The organism is bacterium (genome assembly GCA_004299235.1).
Taxonomy (GTDB): Bacteria; Chloroflexota; Dormibacteria; order Dormibacterales; family Dormibacteraceae; genus SCQL01.
On the sequence record SCQL01000024.1, the window covers coordinates 15,852 to 34,589 of the forward strand.

Genomic DNA, 18,738 nt, shown 5'->3' on the forward strand with positions numbered 1-18,738 from the left:
GCCAGAATTCTAATCGTCCTAACGTTTTCAGCGCGGGGCCGGCAGGCCGATCGCCTGGCGCACCTCGGCCATGGTCTGGCGCGCGACGGCCCTGGCTGTTTCGCTGCCCTGCTCGAGGATCCCGCCGACCTGTTCCGGGCCGAGCTCGGCCCGGAGCTCGCGAAACGGACGGAACTTCTCGATCATGCGCTCCGCCAGGAGTTTCTTCTTGTCGTGGCATCCGATCTGGGCTCTGCGGCACAGATCCCAGTAGTGCTGCCAGTCGTCGAAAAAGAACTTGTACAGGGCGCACACGTTGCAGGTGCGGGGATGACCGGGCTGGGTCCTGTAGATGCGCTTGACGTCGGTGACCATGGAGAGGACCTGCTTACGCAGGACCTCGGGTTCGTCGGTCACGCCGACGACGTTGCCGACGGTCTTCGACATTCGTTGCTTGCCATCCGTGCCCTTGATGAGCGGCGCCTCGGTGAGGAGGGCGCGAGGTTCGGGGAAGACGGGCGCGTAGGTGCGGTTGAACTTGCGCACGACCTCGCGGATGAGCTCCAGGTGAGGCAGCTGATCCTTGCCGACGGGCACGCCGGCGCCCTTGACGAGGACGATGTCGGCGCCCTGGAGGACGGGGTAGGAGAGCAGCCCGAGGTTCACGTTGTCGGGATGCTTTTTCGCCATCTCCTTGAAGGTCGGGGTGCGGAGGACCCAGCTCAGCGGCGTGACCATGGAGAGCAGCAGGGAGAGCTCAGCGACCTCCGGGACCTTGGATTGCTGATAGATCACGCTGCGGCTGGGGTCGAGCCCGACCGCGATCAGGTCCGCGGTCAGATCGAAGATCTTGCTCTCGACGGTGTGGCCGTCGGGCTCCGTGGTCAGGGCGTGGTAGTCAGCGACGAAGTAGAAGCATTCGTACTGTTTCTGGAGGTCGACCCAGTTCTTGGCGGCGCCGAGGTAATTGCCCAGGTGGAAACGTCCGGTCGGACGCATGCCACTGAGGATCCGGATTCGCTCAGCCATTGGCCGAGGAGTCTAACGGTGCTCCCCGTCCAGGGCGGATCCCAGCTCCGTGATCGCGCGCCCCCGGAGCGCGAGCCCTCCCCAAATCCACCCGGCCGGGGGGCTCGGTGCGGCTGCCACCGGAGTGCGGCCGGGCGGCGCCGCCGCCGATAGCGCCCTCGACCGGGGATTAGGATTTGGCGAAGTTGTCAGATCACGACCCAGCCTCCGACCTGCCGGCGGCGACCGCCGGGCTCGGCTCGCGGGCGCTCCGAAACACCGTCATCGTCCTCGCCGCCAAGGTCGTGGGGCGCGTGATCGCGCTGGTCACCGTCATCGCCATGCTGAACCACCTCCGCGCGGCTCCTTACGGCACCTTCACGACCCTGGTCAACTACACGGCGATCGTCAGCGTGGTCCTGGACCTGGGGTTCAACGTCCTGTTCGTCCGCGAGGGCGCCCGCCATTCGAACGAGATCCAGCGGTACCTCCGAAACATTATGTCGATCCGGCTCCTGATGTCGGTTGTGAGCCTGGTCCTGCTGGCCGCCGTGCTCGCCCTCGCCGGGCTGGGTGAGTTGCTCGTGCCCGGCTTCGTGCTCATGGTGTTGACCTCCTACTCGACGCTGCTCCGCAACGCCCTGTACGCGGTCCAGCAGCTGGGCTTCGAGGCCATCGCCGTGGTGCTCGAGAGCGTGGTGCTGCTCGGCCTCGTGCTCATCGGCATCAAGACGGGCCGAGGCGTCACGTACTTCCTGTGGGCGTACGCGGCCCAATACGCCTTCAGCTGCTTCTACTTCGCGATCGTGCTGGCGCTCAAGCGGATCGCGGTGATCGGCTGGCGGTTCGAGCCGGCGCTGCTGCGAGCCTGGCTCTGGCAGGGCCTTCCCTTCGCCCTCACGTTCGTCCTGACCATCCTCTATTTCAGGATCGACCAGCCGATCGTGTATGCCCTCCGGCCGCATGTCGAGGCCGGCTGGTACGGCGCGGCCTACAAGCCCTTCGAGGCCCTGCTGTTCATCCCGATGACCTTTCTGTCGGTCGTGTTTCCGGTCCTTTCCGTGTATCACCGCGAGCGCCCGACCGAGCAGATCGACGCCGTGAGCCGATTCTTCAAGGCGCTGTTCCTGATCGGCTGGCCGATGTCGGTGGGCATCTTCGTGCTCGCCCAACCACTGACCTCCGCGCTGCATCTGTACGGACCCTCGGCGCCCGCGCTGCGCATCCTGGCGCTCGCCCTGAGCATCGGTTTCGCCAACAACGCGTTCATCGGCGCCCTGAGCGCCTCCGACCGCCAATCGTCGTTCACGTGGGCCGCGGGCTGGAGCCTGGTCGCCAACGTCGCGCTGAACCTCGCCCTGATTCCGGCGTTCGGCTACATCGGCGCCAGCTGGGCGACCGTCGTGACCGAGATCGTGCTTGGCGTCGCCGGCTGGGTGCTGACCGCCCGTCACATCGGCCGCGTACCTGTGCTGCAGCTGAGTTGGCGCGTCGTCCTCGCCGGCCTCGTCATGGGTTTGGCCGTGTTCCCCCTCCGCGACCTTGGCGGCGCGGCCATCGCCATCCCGATCGGGGCCGGCGTGGCGGTTTATGCGGGCGCCGCCCTGCTGTTGCGCGCGGTGACCAAGAGCGAGATCTCGTGGGCGAGGCGCGCGCTCGCGTTGGCCCGATGAGCTCCAAGCCGCTGTTCCTCAAACCGCGCGGCGCGGCGCAGCCCGTCGCCTGGGAAGCGATCGCGGTCGACGCGCCAGAGCTGGGTCCCCAGACCAGGCTCGAGGCCGCCCAGTTCGTCGCGCTGGACGTGGAGACCACCGGCAATTCGCCCTTTCTCGTGCTCGAGATCGGCGCCGAGCGGTTCCGCTTGGAGGGTCCGCTCTCCTTCTTCGACACGCTCGTCGACTGCCGCGCCCCGATCAACCCTTACGCGCGCAAGCGGCATCACATTGACCGATCGATGCTCATCGGCGCGCCCGAGTTCCGGGATGCGCGCCGGGCCTTCCTCCGCTTCGCCTACGGGGCGGTCCTGGTCGAGCACAGTCACGATGCGTTCGACACCTGGCTCGTCGGCCGTGGACTCGAAAGCCCGCTCGAACACCCCATCATCGACACGTCAGCCTTGGCCAGGCTGGTCCTCGACCTGCCGAAGGGCCAGACTCCCGGGCTGGCGCGCCTGGTTGAGGAGCTCGCTCTGGACATCACGCCCGCGCATGCCGCCCTGGGCGACGCCCGCGCCACGGCGATGGTGTTTCGCGCTCTCATCAAGCGGGCGCAGGAGAATCTTGGCTGGACGACGGTCGGGGAGGTCATCGCCGCCCTGCCCCGTCCGGTCGTCGACCGGACGCCGCCTAATCGAACAGCGTCAGCTGCAGGTCGGGCGCAGGGTGCTCGAGCCCAGACAGGCCCACGCCGATCAACCGCACCGGCCTCGACTCCACGTGGGACTTCTCCAGCGCCGAGCGGGCGGCGCGAAAGATCGTCTCGACGTCGTCGGTCGGGCTCGTCCGGCTCACCTGGCGGCTCACCAGCTTGAAATCCGGAAGCTTCAGCTTCACGTAGACGGTGCGGGCGCGCACGCCGTCGGCCTTGAGCCTCTCGGCCACGCGATCGGTCAGCTCTCGGAGCGCCCTTTCGAGCTGCTCGCGATCACTCACGTCCGCCTCGAAAGTCGTCTCGGCGGAGATGGTCTTGGCCGGCTTGCTGCCGTCCACCGGCGATCGGTCGCGTCCCTGAGCGAGCCGCTGCAGGACCGCGCCTCCGACGCCGAGCGCCTGCACGAGCCGCTGCGTCTCGTAGGCGGCGAGCTCGCCGACCGTGCGTAGGCCCATGGCCAAAAGCCTCTCTTCCGTCTTGGGGCCGAGGCCGGGGATGACGCCGATGGGGAGGGGGGCGAGAAAGTCAGCCTCGGACTCGGGCGGCACCAGGACCAGGCCGTCCGGTTTGCGGGTTCCGCTCGCCACCTTGGCGACCAGCTTCGAAGTGGCGGCGCCCACCGAGGCGGTCAGACCCACCTCGGTATGGATCTGAAATTTGATGCGTCGCGCCACCTCATCGGCGTTCGAGGTCCCATGCCGCGTGCGGGCGGTCACGTCCAGGTACGCCTCGTCGAGAGCGACGCCCTCGACCAGCTCCGGCGACGTGTAGCGCCGGAAGATTTGGTGCACTACCCGGCTGGCCTCGCGATATCGAGACCCGTCCGGGGTGACGACCATCAGCTGGGGGCAGGCATGCAGGGCCTCATGCAGGGGCATCGCCGAGCGCACGCCGAACGCCCGCGCCTCGTATGACGCCCCCATGACCACGGCCCGGCGCGAGCGCCCCGCGACGGCCACCGGGATCCCGCGGAGCTTGGGGTCGTCCCGCTGATGCACCGAGGTGTAGAAGGCGTCGAGGTCGACGTGGAGGATGGTGCGGGGCCAGTTGTCGGGTCGGGGCATGGCTTGTGTCGCGGCCAGTCTGCCACAACAACTTGTGGCCCACCCGCTTTCGGGGTCCTGGTTGTGGTTGCTCTAGAGGGATCTCACTAGGGCGGGGAGCCGAGCGCGGCCGCCACGTTGGAGAAGATGTTCGAGATCTGAGCCCCCATCGTGTACAGGACGACCATGACGAGGATCGACACCAGGACCAGGACTCCGGCGAAGACCGCCACCGTGATCCCGATCGCCACGGCCGCGCCCGTTCGGGACCCCGTGGCGGGAATGCCGCCGGCCGGTTCCCAGGCCTGCCCGTTCCAACGCCACAGGCGGTCCTGGGACAGCGCCGGCTTCCATTCCGCCCCGTCCCACCACCAGAATCCGTCCGCCGAAAAGCGCGTCTGGGGCGGTGGAGCGCTGAGGCCTCCGGGATCTCCCGCCATCTTCCCGAAGCATAGGTGGGCTGGCGCTCGCCAGTAGAATCCGGGATCGAATGAAGGGAGTCATCCTCGCGGGCGGTACCGGCAGCCGGCTGCATCCGCTGACACGCATCACCAACAAGCACCTGCTCCCGATCTACGACCGGCCGATGATCAGCTACGCCATCGAAGCCCTGGTCAAGGCCGGCGTCTCGGAGATGATGCTCGTCACCGGGGGCACCCACGCGGGGGAGTTCCTCCGGCTCCTGGGCAACGGGCAGGAGTTCGGCATCGATCGCCTCTTCTACGCGTACCAGGAGAAGCCGGGCGGCATCGCCGAGGCGCTGAGCCTCGCCGAGAGGTTCGTGGGTGGCGACCGCACGGTCGTCCTGCTCGGCGACAACATCTTCGAGCGGTCGATCCGGCACTGCGTCGAAGCCTTTCGTCGGCAGGAGCGCGGGGCTCGCGTCGTGCTCTCGCACGAATCAGACCCGGAGCATTTGAGGCACCTGGGCGTGGCTCAGATCAATGGCGACCGCCGGATCGAGCGCATCCTCGAGAAGCCCGAGCACCCGCCAAGTGAATTCGCGGTCACCGGTGTCTATTTCTATGACGAGACGGTATGGCAGGTGCTGCCCGAGCTCCAGCCTTCCGGCCGGGGCGAGCTGGAGATCACCGACGTCAACAACTGGTACCTGGATCACGGCCTCATGGAGTACGACGTGCTCGAGGGCTTCTGGGGCGATGCCGGGGAGTCGATGAACGCCTATTACGCGGTCCACGACTTCGTGCGCGCGCACGGCGCCAACCGGGAGCCCTGAGGTGACCCCGGTGACCATCGAGGGAGTCGTGCTCAAGGAGCTGGTCACGCACGCGGACGAGCGCGGCTTCTTCCGCGAGGTGATCCGCGAGACCGACGATTTCTTCGAGCGCTTCGGCCAGTGGAGCCACTCGCTGATGTATGCAGGCAGCGCCAAGGCCTGGCACATCCACCAGCGGCAGACGGACTGGTGGTACGTGATCGGGGCGGTCAAGGTCGCCCTCTACGACACCCGCGACGGTTCACCGACCAGGGGCCGGCTGATGGAGTTCCTCATGGGCGACCGGCAGCCGGCCTGCCTGAAGATCCCGCCCGGCGTGGCGCATGGCTGCCGGGCGCTCGAGCTGAGCCACCTCCTTTACATCACCTCCAGCGTCTACTCGCCCGAGGACGAGGGTCGCATCCCGCACGACGATCCCGCGATCGGATACGACTGGACGGCGGGTACTCCGATCAAGTGACCCGTTCCCCCAAGCGGCTCCTGGTCGCCGGAGCGGCGGGCTTCATCGGCTCCAACTTCGTGCGCCTGCTCCGCTCCACCCGCCCGGATGTGCAAATCACCGTGCTGGACAAGCTCACCTATGCGGGGAACCTCGCGAACCTCGTCGACTTCGAGGGCCAGCCCGGTTACAGATTCGTTCACGGCGACATCTGCGACGCGGAGCTCGTCAACTCATTGGCCGCGCAGTCCGATGCGATCGTCAACTTCGCGGCCGAGACCCACGTCGACCGCTCGCTCATGGATCCGTTCGCGTTCATCGAAACCGACGTGCGCGGGACCGCCGTGCTGTGCGAGGCCGCGCGCCAGCACGGCCACGAGGTCTTCCTGCTGGTGAGCACCGACGAGGTCTACGGCGACGTGGCCCACGGCCGCTCACGAGAGGACGACGCGATCCGTCCGCGAAGTCCCTATTCCGCGAGCAAGGCCGGCGGCGAGCACATCGCCCGTGCGTACGCGGAAAGCTTCGGGCTGCCGCTCCTGGTGACACGCGGATCCAACAACTACGGCCCTTACCAGTACCCCGAAAAGCTCGTGCCGGTGCTGATCACGAACGCGATCGACGACCTGCCGCTGCCGCTGTACAACGACGGTTCAGCCGTGCGCGACTACATCTACGTCGAGGACCACTGCCGCGCCATCGACCGGGTGCTGCACGAGGCCCCGGTGGGCGGGGTCTACAACGTGGGCACGGGGGCTGAGACCAGCGGCAAGCAGGTCGCCGAGGCCGTGCTCGACATCATCGGCAAGCCGAGGAGCCTCATCCAGTACGTCGCCGACCGCCCCGGCCACGACTACCGCTACGCGCTCGACATCGCGCGGATCACGGAGCTGGGATGGGAGCCGAAGGTCACCCTGGCCGAGGGGTTGCAGCGGACAGCGCGCTGGTACCAGGAGCATCCCGAGTGGTGGCGGCCGCTCAAGTCGGGGGAGTACTGGGAGTACTACAAGAAGAACTACCGGCCGCTTGACGGCACGGCGGAGGAGGCCCTCCCGCGCCCGGGTCGCGGGGACCCCAAAGGCAGCCCCTCCGCGTAGCTCTTCGTCCGAAGGCGCTCGAAACGGTCATCGCCTCGTCCTGAAACGTCCCGCGAGCCCACGGCGGTACCAGTGCAGGTAGCGGGGCAGCCAATGCCACAGCCGGAAACGACTCTGACCCGCCGTGCGATCCCGCCAGGTGGTCGGCACCTCCGCGACGCGCATCCCGAGCAGGTGAGCCTTCACGGTCAGCTCGAGGCCCAGCTCGAACCCGCCGGTCGATTCGATCGTGACCCGGTTCAGGAGGCGCTTGGAGTAGAGCCGGAAGTTGCTCGTCGCGTCGTGCACCGGGACGCCGCCCAACCAGTGAAGGGAAAGGCCGGCCGCCCGTGACAGCGTCCGCTTGAGGAGCGGGCCGCCGAGCTGGCGGCCGCCGCGCATGTAGCGCGAGCCCGCGACGACGTCGGCTCCGCCACGGGCCAGCTCATACATGGGATCGATGTCGCTCGCGTCGTCGGAGCCGTCGCCCATGGTGATGAGCACGTAGGGCGCTCTCGCCGCCCGCAAGCCCGACTTCATGGCGTTGAGGACGCCCCGGCCGAGGGTGTTGCGGTGCAGGCCCAGCTCGGGCATCTCCGATTGCAGCCGCCTGACCACCGGGACGGTCGTGTCCTCGTCGAAGTCGTGCACGACCAGCACCTCCAGAGGCCGGGTCCGAGAGCGCTCGACGAGGCGGCGAAGCGTCGGCACCACGTTCTCGCCCTCGTTGTAGACGGGGATGACGACGCTGAGCGCCGGTGTGACCGCGCTCAGATCCGTCCGGCCTGGATCTCTTCGCGAATCCACGGGATCACCTCGTCGAGCATCTCCTCGAGCGACGTCGTGGCCTCGAAGCCGAGGACCTCGCGGGCCTTGCGCACGTCGGGCACTCGCAGCTTCACGTCGTGCTCGTACGGCGGGTCCGAGACCAGCCGCAGCGCGCGGTCGGGACCGTGCACCTTGCGCCAGATGACCTCCGCCAGCTCATGCACCGTCGTCGAACGCGCGGTCGAGATGTTGAAGTCCTCGTTCACGGCCTTCTCGGATTCCATCGCGAGGCGGATGCCGCGCGCCAGGTCGCCGCCGTAGGTGTAGTGCCGCACCTGGTGGCCGTCGCCGAGGATGTGAAGCGGCGCCTGGCCCTTGAGCACCTTCTGGCACAGGTCCGGGACCACGTGGCTCATCGCCAGCTTGACGTTCCCGCTCATGACCTGATGGTCGCGCAGGGCCCGCCGCTCTCCGATGCCGACGCAGTTGAAGGGCCTCACGATCGTGAACGGCAGGCCGTATTGCTCGTGCGCGCCATGGGCGAAATACTCGGTCGCCAGCTTCTGGAATCCATACGTCGATCGTGGAGGCGGGCTCGTCAGCGCGGCCTCCTCCGGGGTGGGGAAGACCGCCGCCGATTCGAACACCATGCTGCTCGAGAGCACGGTGATCTTCCGGAGCCGTCCGAGTCGACGGGCGGTGATCGCCGCGTCAAACGTGGCCGCACAGATCCGCTCGTTCTCGGCCAGCAGGTCGTACGCAAACTCATGGAAGTAGGAGATCCCGCCGATCATCGCCGCCCCCGCGACCAGGTGGTCGCAGTCCACGGCGAGCTCGGTCAGGAGCGCCGCGTCTTTGGCATCGCCCTCGACCAGCCGGTACCGCGGATCGGTGTCGTGGCCGCGCTTGACCGGCCCGTACTTGCTGAAGTTGTCAACCCCGACGACCTCGTGCCCGGCGTGGAGCAGCTCGGCGACGAGGTAGCCGCAGATGAACCCGGCGGCGCCGGTGACCAGGACTTTCAAGCGCCCTCGACGCCGCCGGCGCGCGATGCGAGGGCACCATCCGGGTTCCCACTCACAACCGGATTGGTCCCGTGATGCCCCAGATGTCGACCACCTCGCGCCCGTCCAGTTCGAGTGATCGGTATGCGCGATGGGGGGCGGCGATCACCAGCACCTCAGCTTCCCGCAGCACCTTCTCCAGCGGCTCGAAAGAGGGATCTTCGACGTACGGGTCGGTGCACATCACGCGCGCCCCCTTGAAGGCCGCCAGCTTACGCAGCTTGTAGCTGAGCGACGCGCGCGGGTCGTCGGACTCGCCCTTGAAGGCCATGCCGAGTATCCCGACGGTGCGCCCCGACAGAGGCCGGCGGGAGTTGATGGTGTCGACGATGTAGTTGGGCAAGCCTTCGTTGATCTGCATCGCGGCCTGACCCATCGGGAAATGATCGGGCGTGTATGCGGACAGCTGCATCGTGTCCTTCAACAGGCACGGCCCGGCGGCGAAGCCGGGACCCGGAAGGTCGGCGGCTCGCGGGTAGTCGTGGCGGATGGCGTCCAGCACACGGTTGTAGTCGAGGCCCGAACGGTGGGCGATCTGAAAGAACTGGTTGGCGATCGCGAACTTCATGTAGCGCCAGGTGTTGGTGAGAAGCTTCGCGAGCTCCGCCTCGAGCGGCGTGGTGCGGACGACGGCGACCCCCAACCGCTGGAACAGGCGGCTCGCCCTCTCGAAGGCGGTATCGGAAGAGGCCCCGACCAGCTGAGGCAGAGTCCGAAGCTCCTCCAGGGCATGGCCTTCGGCGATCCGTTCCGGGCAGAAGACCACCTCCGCCTCGATGCCGGCGGCGCGCAGCCGCCGCTCCACCGACTCGGTGGTGCCCGGGAACACGGTCGACCGGAGCACGACGAGGCAGCCGTCCTTGAGGTGGGGCACGAGATCATCGAGCACCCTCTCGAAGATCCGCACCGACGGGTTCATGAACTCGTCGATCGGCGTCCCGATGACCAGGATGATGGTGTCGGTGCGTTCGAGCAGGCTCGGGTCCGAAGCCAGCTCGAGGCGCCCGCTCGGTAGGAGCGTCCCGAGCAGCTCCGCCGCTCCCTTCTCCAGGAAGGGCACGCTCCCCGACCTCACCTGCTCCACCTTGGCCGCGTCGACGTCATCGATGCCCACCTGGTAGCCGCAGTCGGCCAGCGCCAGCGCGAGCGGCAGGCCGACGTGGCCGCAGCCGCCGACGACGACAAGGTCCAGGGGGCCCATGGCGGCCAAATTATGATGGCTCGACTGATGGCCTCATCCCCAGATTGAGCAAAGAGGCGAGCCGGCACACCCGCAAGGCAGCAGACGGGCCCTCGGTGCTGCTGGACATGCGGCCTCTGCAGGGACCCAGCGCCGGTCGTGGCGTCGGCTCCTATGGCAAGGGCCTGCTCGGCGGTCTGATCGCCGCCGGCTTCGATTCCAACCTCACGCTGCTGCTCGATGTGGGCCTGCCCGAACCCGCTCTGGCGCCGGGCCGTTACCGCCTGGCCGGCTCGCGACGGCGATACCGCGGCCAGCTGGCAGCCTATGAAGAAGCGGTCGCTCTGGGTTCGGACCTGGAGCGGATTCGCCCGGACGTCTATCACGCCATCGATCTGCGGCTTCCAGGACGGTCGCCGTGCCCGCTGGTGGTCACCCTTCACGACCTGATTCCGTGGGCGTGGGGAGGCCCGCGGATGCGCGGTGAACGCCTGCGCTTCTGGCTGGGCAAGCGACTGCTCAAGCGAGCCGACGCCGTGCTTGCGGTTTCGAAGGCGACGGCGGCCGACGCGGCCCGGTTCGGCGGCGTGGATCCGCAACGCGTGACGGTGGTGCCGGAAGCCGCCGCCCCGGCGTTCGAGCCGAGGCGGGGGGCGGGTGATCGCGTCCGCGGGCGCTGGGGTGTCGAGCCGGGCTATCTGCTCTTCGTTGGCGCCCTGGACGCGCGCAAGGATCCCTCGGCGCTCCTGCGCGCCTGGGCCGCGGCTCGGCGCACGCAGGCGCAGCTGGAGCTCGTGATCGCCGGCAATCCCGGGCGGCAGGCGCCTCCGACCATGCCCGGGGCCCGCATGCTCGGTCGCGTTGACGATTCGGAGCTGGCCGATCTGTACACGGCCGCCGGCTGCTTCATGCTCCCGAGCCGCTACGAGGGGTTCGGCCTGCCATGCCTCGAGGCGATGGCTTGTGGCTGCCCCGTGGCCGCGTACCGGAACTCGAGTCTGCCCGAAGTCGTCGATGCGGCCGGCGAGCTCGTGGACGACGGTGACGCAGAGGCCCTCGGCCGCGCCGCGGCGGCGATGGCCGCCGGACCCGAGCGCTGGCGGCGTGCCGGGCTCGAGCGCGCGAAGTCGTTCAGCTGGCTCAAGGCCGCGCGCCGCACGATCGCCGCCTATCAGGCGGTATTGAGATAATCGGCGCTGTTTTGAGCAAAGTCGCGGTCATCGGCGCGGGGTACGTCGGCCTGACCACCGCCGCCTGCCTCGCGGACCTCGGCAACGACGTGATGGTGGTGGACGTCAACCGCGAAAAGATCGACGAGCTGAACCGCCACCGGGTGCCGTTCTACGAACCCGGACTGAACGAGCTGGTGGAGCGAAACGCGACCGCCGGGCGCTTGCGGTTCACGACGTCGTACCCGGAGGCGATGTCCGGGGCCGAGTACGCGATCATCGCGGTCAGCACGCCGGAAGGTGAAGGCGGCGAGGCCGACCTTTCCTACGTGGAGTCGGCCGCGAATTCAATCGCGGACTCGATGGACGGGCCGCTGGTCGTCGTCAACAAGTCCACCGTGCCGCCGCTGACGGGTGACATGGTGTCGCGAGTCCTCCGCGAGCGCAACGGGACCCACCGCGCCGACGTGGTGTCCAACCCCGAGTTCTTGCGCGAGGGTTCCGCGATCCAGGACTTCATGCACCCGGACCGCGTCGTGATCGGCGGCCACGACCGGGAGGCGGCGGAGCGCGTGGCGAAGCTCTATGAACCGCTGGACGCCCCGATCCTGATCACACACAACATCTACACGGCGGAGATGGTCAAGTACGCCTCCAATGCGTTCCTCGCCGCCCGGATCTCGTTCATCAACGAGATCGCGCGCATTTGCGAACGCGTCGACGCGGACGCCAAGCTCGTCGCCGAAGGCATGGGCCTGGACAAGCGCATCGGGCCCAGCTTCCTCGACGCCGGCATCGGCTACGGCGGCTCATGTTTCCCCAAGGACGTCAAGGCGCTGGCGGCTCTCGCCGAGCGTTTCGACTACCACCCGGAGCTGCTGCACGCGGTCATGGACATCAACCGCGACCAGCGGATGCTGGTCGTCGACAAGCTGCGGGAGTGCCTCGAGGAGCTGAACGGGCGGGTGATCGGCCTGCTGGGGCTCGCGTTCAAGCCCAACACCGACGACCTTCGCGAAGCGCCGAGCCTGGACATCGCCCGGGTGCTGCTGGCCGCCGGCGCCATCGTGCGGGCCTACGACCCGGCCGCCATGCGCGGCGCCCACGCGGTGCTGCCCGAGATCGAATATCCAAGCGACCCGTACACGCTGGCGGCCGGCGCCGATGCGCTGGTCGTGGTCACGGAGTGGAACGAGTTCCGCCGCCTCGACCTCAAGCGGGTCAAGCATTCGATGCGCACGCCGGTGGTCGTCGACGGCCGCAACATCTACGACCCGCCGACGATGCGCGATCTCGGCTTCACGTACCGGGGGATCGGCCGCGAGTAGGCCGCACGTCGCCAAGGCCGGACCGAGAGCCGTCGTCTCGGGCGGGGCCGGGTTCATCGGCTCGCATCTTTGCGAAGCGCTTCTCGACAAGGGAATGTGCGTGCTCGCCCTCGACAACTTCATCACCGGCTCGCCTGACAACCTGCGTTCGCTCGCCGGCCGGCCGGGCTTCGAATTTCGCCAGGCCAACGTCAACGAGGAGGTGGTGGTCGAGGGCGACGTGCGTTACGTCCTGCACTTCGCGTCGCCGGCGTCGCCTCCGCAGTACGACGCCAACCCGATCCACACCCTGAAGGTAGGCACGCTGGGGACGATGAACTTGCTCGGCCTGGCGCGGGCCAAGAACGCCACCTTCCTGCTCGCCTCCACCTCAGAGGTCTACGGCGATCCGCTCGTGCATCCCCAGCCGGAGTCCTACTGGGGAAATGTCAATCCGATCGGGCCTCGCGGCTGCTATGACGAGGCCAAGCGCTGCGCCGAGGCGTTCGCGATGGCATACCACCGCGCGCACGGCGTGGACACGCGAATCGTGCGCATCTTCAACACCCACGGGCCGCGCATGCACGTGCAGGACGGCCGCGCCGTGCCCAACTTCATGGCCCAGGCGCTCCGGGGTGAGGCGCTCACCGTGTATGGAGACGGCTCGCAGACGCGCAGCCTCTGCTACGTCTCGGATCTCGTCCGCGGCGTGCTGGCCGTGCTCGAGCGGGCCGACGAGCTGCCGGTCAACCTCGGCAATCCCCAGGAGGTGACGATCCTCGAGCTGGCGGAGATCATCGTGCGCCTGGCGCGCTCCGACAGCAAGATCGTGTACCGGGAGCTTCCGGTCGACGACCCGAAGCAGCGCCGCCCCGACATCACCAGGGCGCGGACGCTGCTGGGGTGGAAGCCCGAGGTGGGCCTGGAGGAGGGACTCGGCCGGACCCTGGACTACTTCCGCCAGGTCGTATGACCATCCCCCAAGAGACCATGAAGGCCTTAATTCGTGCCGTCGTGGACTTCCCGCAGCCGGGCATCGTCTTCCGGGACATCACGCCCCTGCTGGCGGACAAGGTCATCTTCAAGCAGGTCGTCGACCTGGTCTGCGGCCACTGGTCGGGCCGGCCGCCCGACGCGGTGGCGGCGATCGAAGCGCGAGGGTTCATTCCCGGCGGGGCGGTCGCATTGGGCCTCGGAGCCGGGTTCATCCCCATCCGCAAGCCCGGCAAGCTCCCCTGGAAGACGGTGAGCCAGGCCTACCAGCTCGAGTACGGGACGGACCGCCTGGAGATCCACGAGGACGCGGTCCGACCCGGCGAGAAGGTGCTGATCGTGGATGATGTGTTGGCCACCGGCGGCACCGCCGCGGCCGCCGTCGAGCTCATCCGCAAGCTGGGAGGAGTGCCGATCGGGGTGCACGTCCTGGTCGAGCTCGAGGAGCTGGGAGGCCGTGAGCGGCTCCCCGGCATCGAGGTCGTTAGTGAAGTCATTTACTGAGGAGACGAACCACCGTTGAAAGCAAGCGCCAAGGGCAGCGACGTTAAAGACCTCAACCTGGCCGCGCCCGGCCAGGACCTCATCGATTGGGCGGCGCGGGAGATGCCCGTCCTGACCCTAATCCGGCAGCGTTTCCAGAAAGAGCAGCCGCTCAAAGGGCTCAAGGTCGCCGCCTGCCTTCACGTCACCAGCGAAACCGCAAACCTGATGCTGACGCTGAAGGCCGGCGGCGCCGACGTCGCGCTGTGCGCGTCCAACCCGCTCTCGACCAACGACGCCGTGGCCGCCGCACTGGCCTCGCAGCACGCGATCAGGACCTACGCCATCAGGGGTGAGGACAACGACACCTACTACCAGCACATCGAGGCCGCGCTGGACCACCGGCCGGCGCTCACCATGGACGACGGCGCCGACCTCGTATCGGTGCTGCACAAGTCGCGGCAGGAGCAGCTCGCCGAGGTCATCGGCGGCACCGAGGAGACGACCACCGGCGTGGTCAGGCTGCGCGCGATGGCCGACCGCGGCGTGCTGCGCTACCCGATCGTCGCGGTCAACGAGGCCGACACCAAGCACATGTTTGACAACCGCTACGGCACCGGGCAGTCGACCATCGACGGCATCATCCGGGCGACCAACGTCCTGCTCGCCGGCAAGACCTTCGTGGTCGCGGGCTACGGCTGGGTCGGCCGCGGGCTGGCGTCGAGGGCCAAGGGTCACGGCGCCGATGTCGTCGTCACCGAGGTGGATTCGGTGAAGGCCCTCGAGGCGGCGATGGACGGCTTCCGGGTCATGAAGATGGACGAGGCGGCTCGCCAGGGCGACATCTTCGTCACCGTCACCGGCGACCTGAACGTGCTGGATCGCAAGCACTTCGAGGTGATGAAGGACGGGGCGATCCTCGCCAACTCCGGTCACTTCAACTCGGAGATCAACCTGAAGGCCCTCGATGAGCTCGCCACCGGCGTGCGCCAGGTCCGGCCTTCGGTGCAGGAGTACAAGGTGGGCGGCGGCCGCCGGCTTCACGTGCTGGCGGAGGGCCGGCTCATCAACCTCGCCGCGGCCGAGGGCCACCCCGCGGCGGTCATGGACATGAGCTTTGCCAACCAGGCGCTGTGCGCCGAGTACGTGGCGCAGAACGCCAAGAGCCTCGAGCGCAAGGTGTACGACGTGCCGGCGGAGATCGACGCCGAGGTGGCGCGTCTCAAGCTCAAGGCGATGGGGATCGAGATCGACACCCTCACCGAGGAGCAGCAGCGCTACCTGACCTCCTGGGAAGAGGGGACGTGACGCCGGCGGGATTCGCGCCTCTCACCCCGGATGGGAGAGGGGCCTAGCATCTTCAGGCCCGCTCGGCGCACGTGGGTGCTGGGCGGTGGCGGCGCCCGAGGCGCCGCCCAGGTCGGGGTCCTGCAGGGGCTGTTCGAGGCGGGGGTGGAGGCGCCCGCCGCCGTGGTCGGTACCAGCGTCGGCGCCCTGAACGGGAGCGCGATCGCGGCCTACCCGTCACTCGCCGGGACGATGATGCTGCGCGAGGTCTGGATGTCGCGCCAGGCGATCGAGGTGTTCCACGCCCATCCCCTCGGGGTCATCCTCTCGGGCATCAAGCGCGACCAGCTGAGCGCGTTTCCGCAGCAGAACGTGCGGCGTCTGATCGAGCGGGCGCAGGCGCTCACCGGCATCACGACCTTCGAACAGATGCGGGTTCCCCTCGCCGTGGTCGCCACCGACCTGAATGCCGGCCGGCCGGCGGTTTTCCGCTCGGGAGAGTTGACCCCGGCGCTGCTCGCGTCGACCGCCATCCCCGGCCTGTTTCCCTCGGTCCGCATCAACGACCGCGAGCACCTGGATGGCGGCGTCGTCGACAACACGCCTCTCAACACCGCCGTCGACGATGGGGCCAAGGAGGTTCTCGCCATCAGCCTGATGGGGGGCGGGGAGTACGAGCTGGTGCCGAACAGCCTTCCCGAGCTGATCGCCCGCACCCTCCAGCTGTCGCTGCATCACCAGATGCTCAGCGACTACGAGCGCCTCCGCGAGCGCGCGCGGATCGTCGTCCTGTGTCCGATCACCGCTCCGACCGCGACCTGGGAGATGAAGCGCGAGCACCTGGAGACGGTTATGGAGGCATCGCGGGCGGCGACGGTGGCGCTCCTGTCGCAGCGTGGTTCCAGGCTCTTCCGTCATTCCGGAATCCACTATCTGGAGCTTCGCTGACCGGTGGGACGGCGGCTTGCGCCAGCCCCCCCGAGCGCCGGCGCGAAGGGGCGACGGGTTTAGTATGTGTGGCGTCCCAGAGGTATGAAGCCTGGCGCCTGGGGACGGGCCCGATACCGCGGCTCGTTCTTGCCGGCGCGGGTGATTCAGTGGAGGACTGCCATGTCGACTTCCAGCTTGTTCACGTCCGAGTCGGTCACCGAGGGCCACCCGGACAAGCTCGCCGATCAGATCTCTGATGCGATCCTCGACGCCATCCTGGCCAAGGACCCGCTGGCCCGAGTCGCCTGCGAGGCGATCGTCACCACCGGCCTGGTCATCGTCGTCGGCGAGATCACGACCGACTGCTACGTCGACATCCCGCGCATCATCCGCCAGACGGTGCGTGAGGTCGGCTACACGCGGGCCAAGTACGGCTTCGACGCGGAAACCTGCGGCGTGGTCACGAGCATCGACGAGCAGTCGCCCGACATCGCCCATGGTGTCGACGTGGGCGGCGCCGGAGATTCCGGGATGGTGTTCGGCTTCGCCTGCGATGAGACCCCCGAGCTGATGCCGCTCCCGATCACCATCGCGCACAAGCTGGCCCGCCGGCTGGCGGAGGTACGCCGGAACAAGACTCTCAGCTACCTGCGCCCCGACGGCAAGGTCCAGGTGACCGTGCGTTACGGCGAGGACGGGAGGCCGGCCGGGGTGGACAACGTGGTCGTCTCCGCCCAGCACCATGACGAGATCGACATCGAGCAGCTTCGCGCCGACATCGCCAAGCACGTCATCGACGCGGTCATCCCCGCCGGCCTGCGGGAGGGCGGCCTGCGCTCGTTCATCAATCCGACCGGCCGCTTCGTCGTCGGCGGACCGGTCGCTGACGCCGGCCTGACCGGGCGCAAGACCATGGTCGACTCATATGGCAGCTATGCGCGTCACGGCGGCGGCTGTTTCTCGGGCAAGGACCCGACCAAGGTCGATCGGGCGGGGGCGTATGGCGCCCGGCACGTCGCCAAGAACGTCGTCGCGGCGGGCCTCGCGACGCGATGCGAAGTGCAGATCTCCTATGCCATCGGGGTCGTGAAGCCGGTGGCGGTCCGCATCGACACGCTCGGCACCGGGTCCGTGCCCGACGGCGTGATCGCGGCCGCCGTGAGCAAGCTTTTCGACCTGAGCCCGCTGGGGATCATCAAGGAGCTGAATCTCAGGCGCCCGCTGTTTCGCCAGACCGCGGTCTACGGTCACTTCGGCCGCACCGACATCGATGCGCCATGGGAATCGACCGCGCGGGCGGAGGAGCTCGCGCAAGAGCTCGCGCAACATATCGGGTGAGCCGTTTGACGCGCACCATCGCGGTCATACCGGCGGGGGGCGCGGGGACGCGCCTGTGGCCGCGCTCGCGCAGTTCCACGCCCAAGCACGTCCTGCCACTCGGCGACCACGGCCGGCCCCTGCTGCGGGCCACGTATGACCGGGCGACCTCCCTGGCGGACGAGGTTTTCGTGCTCACCGAGGTACGCCAAAAGGAGATCATCGAAGCCGTCCTTCCCGAAGTCGACGCCGAGCATCTGATCCTGGAGCCGGCGGCGCGCGGCACGACCAACGCCTACGGCCTGGCCGCCCTGACGCTGAGCGAGCGCGATCCCAGCGCCGTGATGCTGGCCCTGCCGGCGGATCACGTGGTGAGCGGCAGGGCTCAGATCGCCCGGGCGGTGCGAACGGCGGTCCGCGCCGCCGCCACCACCGAGAGCCTGGTGACGGTGGGCCTCAAGCCGACCTTCCCATCCATCGGGCTGGGCTACATCCATGCGCCGGGTCGACTCGCCGCCGGCACGCTTCGGGTCAGGCGTTTCATCGAGAAGCCCGACCTCGACACCGCCAAGGGCTTCCTGAAGGCGGGCGGCTACTTCTGGAACCTGGCGTGGTTTTCGTGGCGGGTGGAGATCTTCATCGAGCAGCTCGCCCGCCACGCGCCGCGCCATCTGTCCGGGCTGCGCAAGGTACTGGCGGCGCGGGCGGCCGGCGACGAGGCCGGCGCTGCGGCGCTGTACCGGCGGCTTCCAGTCGAGGTCGTGGACCGCAGTGTCATGGAGAAGACCGATCGCCTGCTGCTCGTGCCGGCGGATTTCGAATGGGCGGACATCGGCAACTGGGCTGAGCTCGGCGAGCGGGTTCGCGCCGACGCCGGCGGCAACTCGGTGGAGGGGGAGGCGGTCCTCGTGGACACCCACGGCAGCCTCATCCTCGGCGACCGGCGGTTGGTGGCCACGATCGGACTCCGGGACATGATCATCGTCGACACCGAGGACGCCTTGCTGGTGTGCCCTCGATCTCGCGCCCAGGACGTGAAGAAGATCGTCGAGGCGCTCAAGCGGTCGCGCAAAACCCGTTACCTTTAG

The 18,738-nt window shown here is 68.2% G+C and carries 19 protein-coding genes; 13 read left to right on the top strand and 6 right to left on the bottom strand.

Features of this window, described 5'->3' with window-relative positions; genetic code table 11:
* Positions 1-27 precede the first annotated feature (27 nt).
* Complete coding sequence (trpS, locus tag EPN29_06460; protein TAN33184.1) at positions 28-1,008, bottom strand: tryptophan--tRNA ligase; 981 nt, start codon at positions 1,006-1,008, stop codon at positions 28-30.
* A 176-nt stretch (positions 1,009-1,184) separates the two neighbouring features.
* Here trpS and EPN29_06465 point away from each other — a divergent pair, with 176 nt between their 5' ends.
* Both EPN29_06465 and EPN29_06470 read left to right on the top strand, forming a co-directional pair.
* A complete protein-coding gene (locus EPN29_06465) occupies positions 1,185-2,660 on the top strand; it encodes a flippase (GenBank protein ID TAN33185.1) in 1,476 nt (491 codons plus the stop codon).
* Positions 2,657-3,517 carry a 3'-5' exonuclease gene (locus EPN29_06470; protein TAN33186.1) on the top strand — a complete coding sequence of 287 codons (861 nt, stop codon included), beginning with the start codon at positions 2,657-2,659 and terminating at the stop codon, positions 3,515-3,517. The genes EPN29_06465 and EPN29_06470 overlap by 4 nt, the downstream gene beginning before the upstream one ends.
* On the opposite strand, the gene EPN29_06475 is transcribed toward EPN29_06470, so the two are convergent.
* Together EPN29_06475 and EPN29_06480 are read right to left on the bottom strand one after the other, a co-directional pair.
* A complete protein-coding gene (locus tag EPN29_06475) occupies positions 3,333-4,421 on the bottom strand; it encodes a DNA polymerase IV (protein ID TAN33187.1) in 1,089 nt (362 codons plus the stop codon). The genes EPN29_06470 and EPN29_06475 overlap by 185 nt on opposite strands.
* An 86-nt stretch (positions 4,422-4,507) precedes the next feature.
* On the bottom strand, positions 4,508-4,840 hold the full coding sequence (locus EPN29_06480; protein TAN33188.1) for a hypothetical protein: 333 nt from the start codon (positions 4,838-4,840) through the stop codon (positions 4,508-4,510).
* A gap of 50 nt (positions 4,841-4,890) precedes the next feature.
* On the opposite strand from EPN29_06480, the gene EPN29_06485 reads away from it, so the two are divergent.
* From EPN29_06485 to rfbB, 3 genes are read left to right on the top strand one after another with little or no spacing between them, the layout of a single operon-like run.
* Positions 4,891-5,637, top strand: coding sequence for a spore coat protein (locus EPN29_06485; protein ID TAN33189.1), 747 nt, complete (start codon positions 4,891-4,893; stop codon positions 5,635-5,637).
* A gap of 10 nt (positions 5,638-5,647) precedes the next feature.
* A complete protein-coding gene (locus EPN29_06490) occupies positions 5,648-6,097 on the top strand; it encodes a hypothetical protein (GenBank protein ID TAN33226.1) in 450 nt (149 codons plus the stop codon).
* A complete protein-coding gene (gene rfbB / locus EPN29_06495; protein ID TAN33190.1) occupies positions 6,094-7,173 on the top strand; it encodes a dTDP-glucose 4,6-dehydratase in 1,080 nt (359 codons plus the stop codon). Before EPN29_06490 ends, rfbB begins: the two co-directional genes overlap by 4 nt.
* 27 nt (positions 7,174-7,200) lie before the next feature.
* On the opposite strand, the gene EPN29_06500 is transcribed toward rfbB, so the two are convergent.
* From EPN29_06500 to EPN29_06510, 3 genes are read right to left on the bottom strand one after another with little or no spacing between them, the layout of a single operon-like run.
* Entirely contained in the window at positions 7,201-7,926 is a 726-nt protein-coding gene (locus EPN29_06500) for a glycosyltransferase (GenBank protein ID TAN33227.1), read from the bottom strand.
* On the bottom strand, positions 7,923-8,945 hold the full coding sequence (locus EPN29_06505; protein TAN33191.1) for an NAD(P)-dependent oxidoreductase: 1,023 nt from the start codon (positions 8,943-8,945) through the stop codon (positions 7,923-7,925). Before EPN29_06505 ends, EPN29_06500 begins: the two co-directional genes overlap by 4 nt.
* Before the next feature lie 52 nt (positions 8,946-8,997).
* Complete coding sequence (locus EPN29_06510; GenBank protein ID TAN33192.1) at positions 8,998-10,185, bottom strand: nucleotide sugar dehydrogenase; 1,188 nt, start codon at positions 10,183-10,185, stop codon at positions 8,998-9,000.
* A gap of 44 nt (positions 10,186-10,229) precedes the next feature.
* On the opposite strand from EPN29_06510, the gene EPN29_06515 reads away from it, so the two are divergent.
* The 8 genes from EPN29_06515 (at position 10,230) to EPN29_06550 (ending at position 18,738) form a co-directional block, all read left to right on the top strand.
* Positions 10,230-11,354, top strand: a complete 1,125-nt coding sequence (locus EPN29_06515; protein ID TAN33193.1) for a glycosyltransferase family 1 protein — start codon at positions 10,230-10,232, stop codon at positions 11,352-11,354.
* Positions 11,354-12,661, top strand: coding sequence for a UDP-glucose/GDP-mannose dehydrogenase family protein (locus EPN29_06520; protein ID TAN33194.1), 1,308 nt, complete (start codon positions 11,354-11,356; stop codon positions 12,659-12,661). The genes EPN29_06515 and EPN29_06520 overlap by 1 nt, the downstream gene beginning before the upstream one ends.
* Entirely contained in the window at positions 12,624-13,613 is a 990-nt protein-coding gene (locus tag EPN29_06525) for an SDR family oxidoreductase (protein ID TAN33228.1), read from the top strand. The genes EPN29_06520 and EPN29_06525 overlap by 38 nt, the downstream gene beginning before the upstream one ends.
* Entirely contained in the window at positions 13,610-14,137 is a 528-nt protein-coding gene (locus EPN29_06530; GenBank protein TAN33195.1) for an adenine phosphoribosyltransferase, read from the top strand. Before EPN29_06525 ends, EPN29_06530 begins: the two co-directional genes overlap by 4 nt.
* Positions 14,138-14,152: 15 nt before the next feature.
* Positions 14,153-15,424 (top strand): adenosylhomocysteinase, encoded by a 1,272-nt coding sequence (locus EPN29_06535; protein ID TAN33196.1) that lies wholly within the window; start codon positions 14,153-14,155, stop codon positions 15,422-15,424.
* A 30-nt stretch (positions 15,425-15,454) separates the two neighbouring features.
* The gene (locus EPN29_06540; protein ID TAN33197.1) at positions 15,455-16,351 is read left to right on the top strand and encodes a hypothetical protein; all 897 of its coding nucleotides are present in this window, start codon (positions 15,455-15,457) and stop codon (positions 16,349-16,351) included.
* A gap of 162 nt (positions 16,352-16,513) precedes the next feature.
* On the top strand, positions 16,514-17,671 hold the full coding sequence (locus tag EPN29_06545; GenBank protein TAN33198.1) for a methionine adenosyltransferase: 1,158 nt from the start codon (positions 16,514-16,516) through the stop codon (positions 17,669-17,671).
* Positions 17,611-18,738 carry a mannose-1-phosphate guanyltransferase gene (locus EPN29_06550; protein ID TAN33199.1) on the top strand — a complete coding sequence of 376 codons (1,128 nt, stop codon included), beginning with the start codon at positions 17,611-17,613 and terminating at the stop codon, positions 18,736-18,738. Before EPN29_06545 ends, EPN29_06550 begins: the two co-directional genes overlap by 61 nt.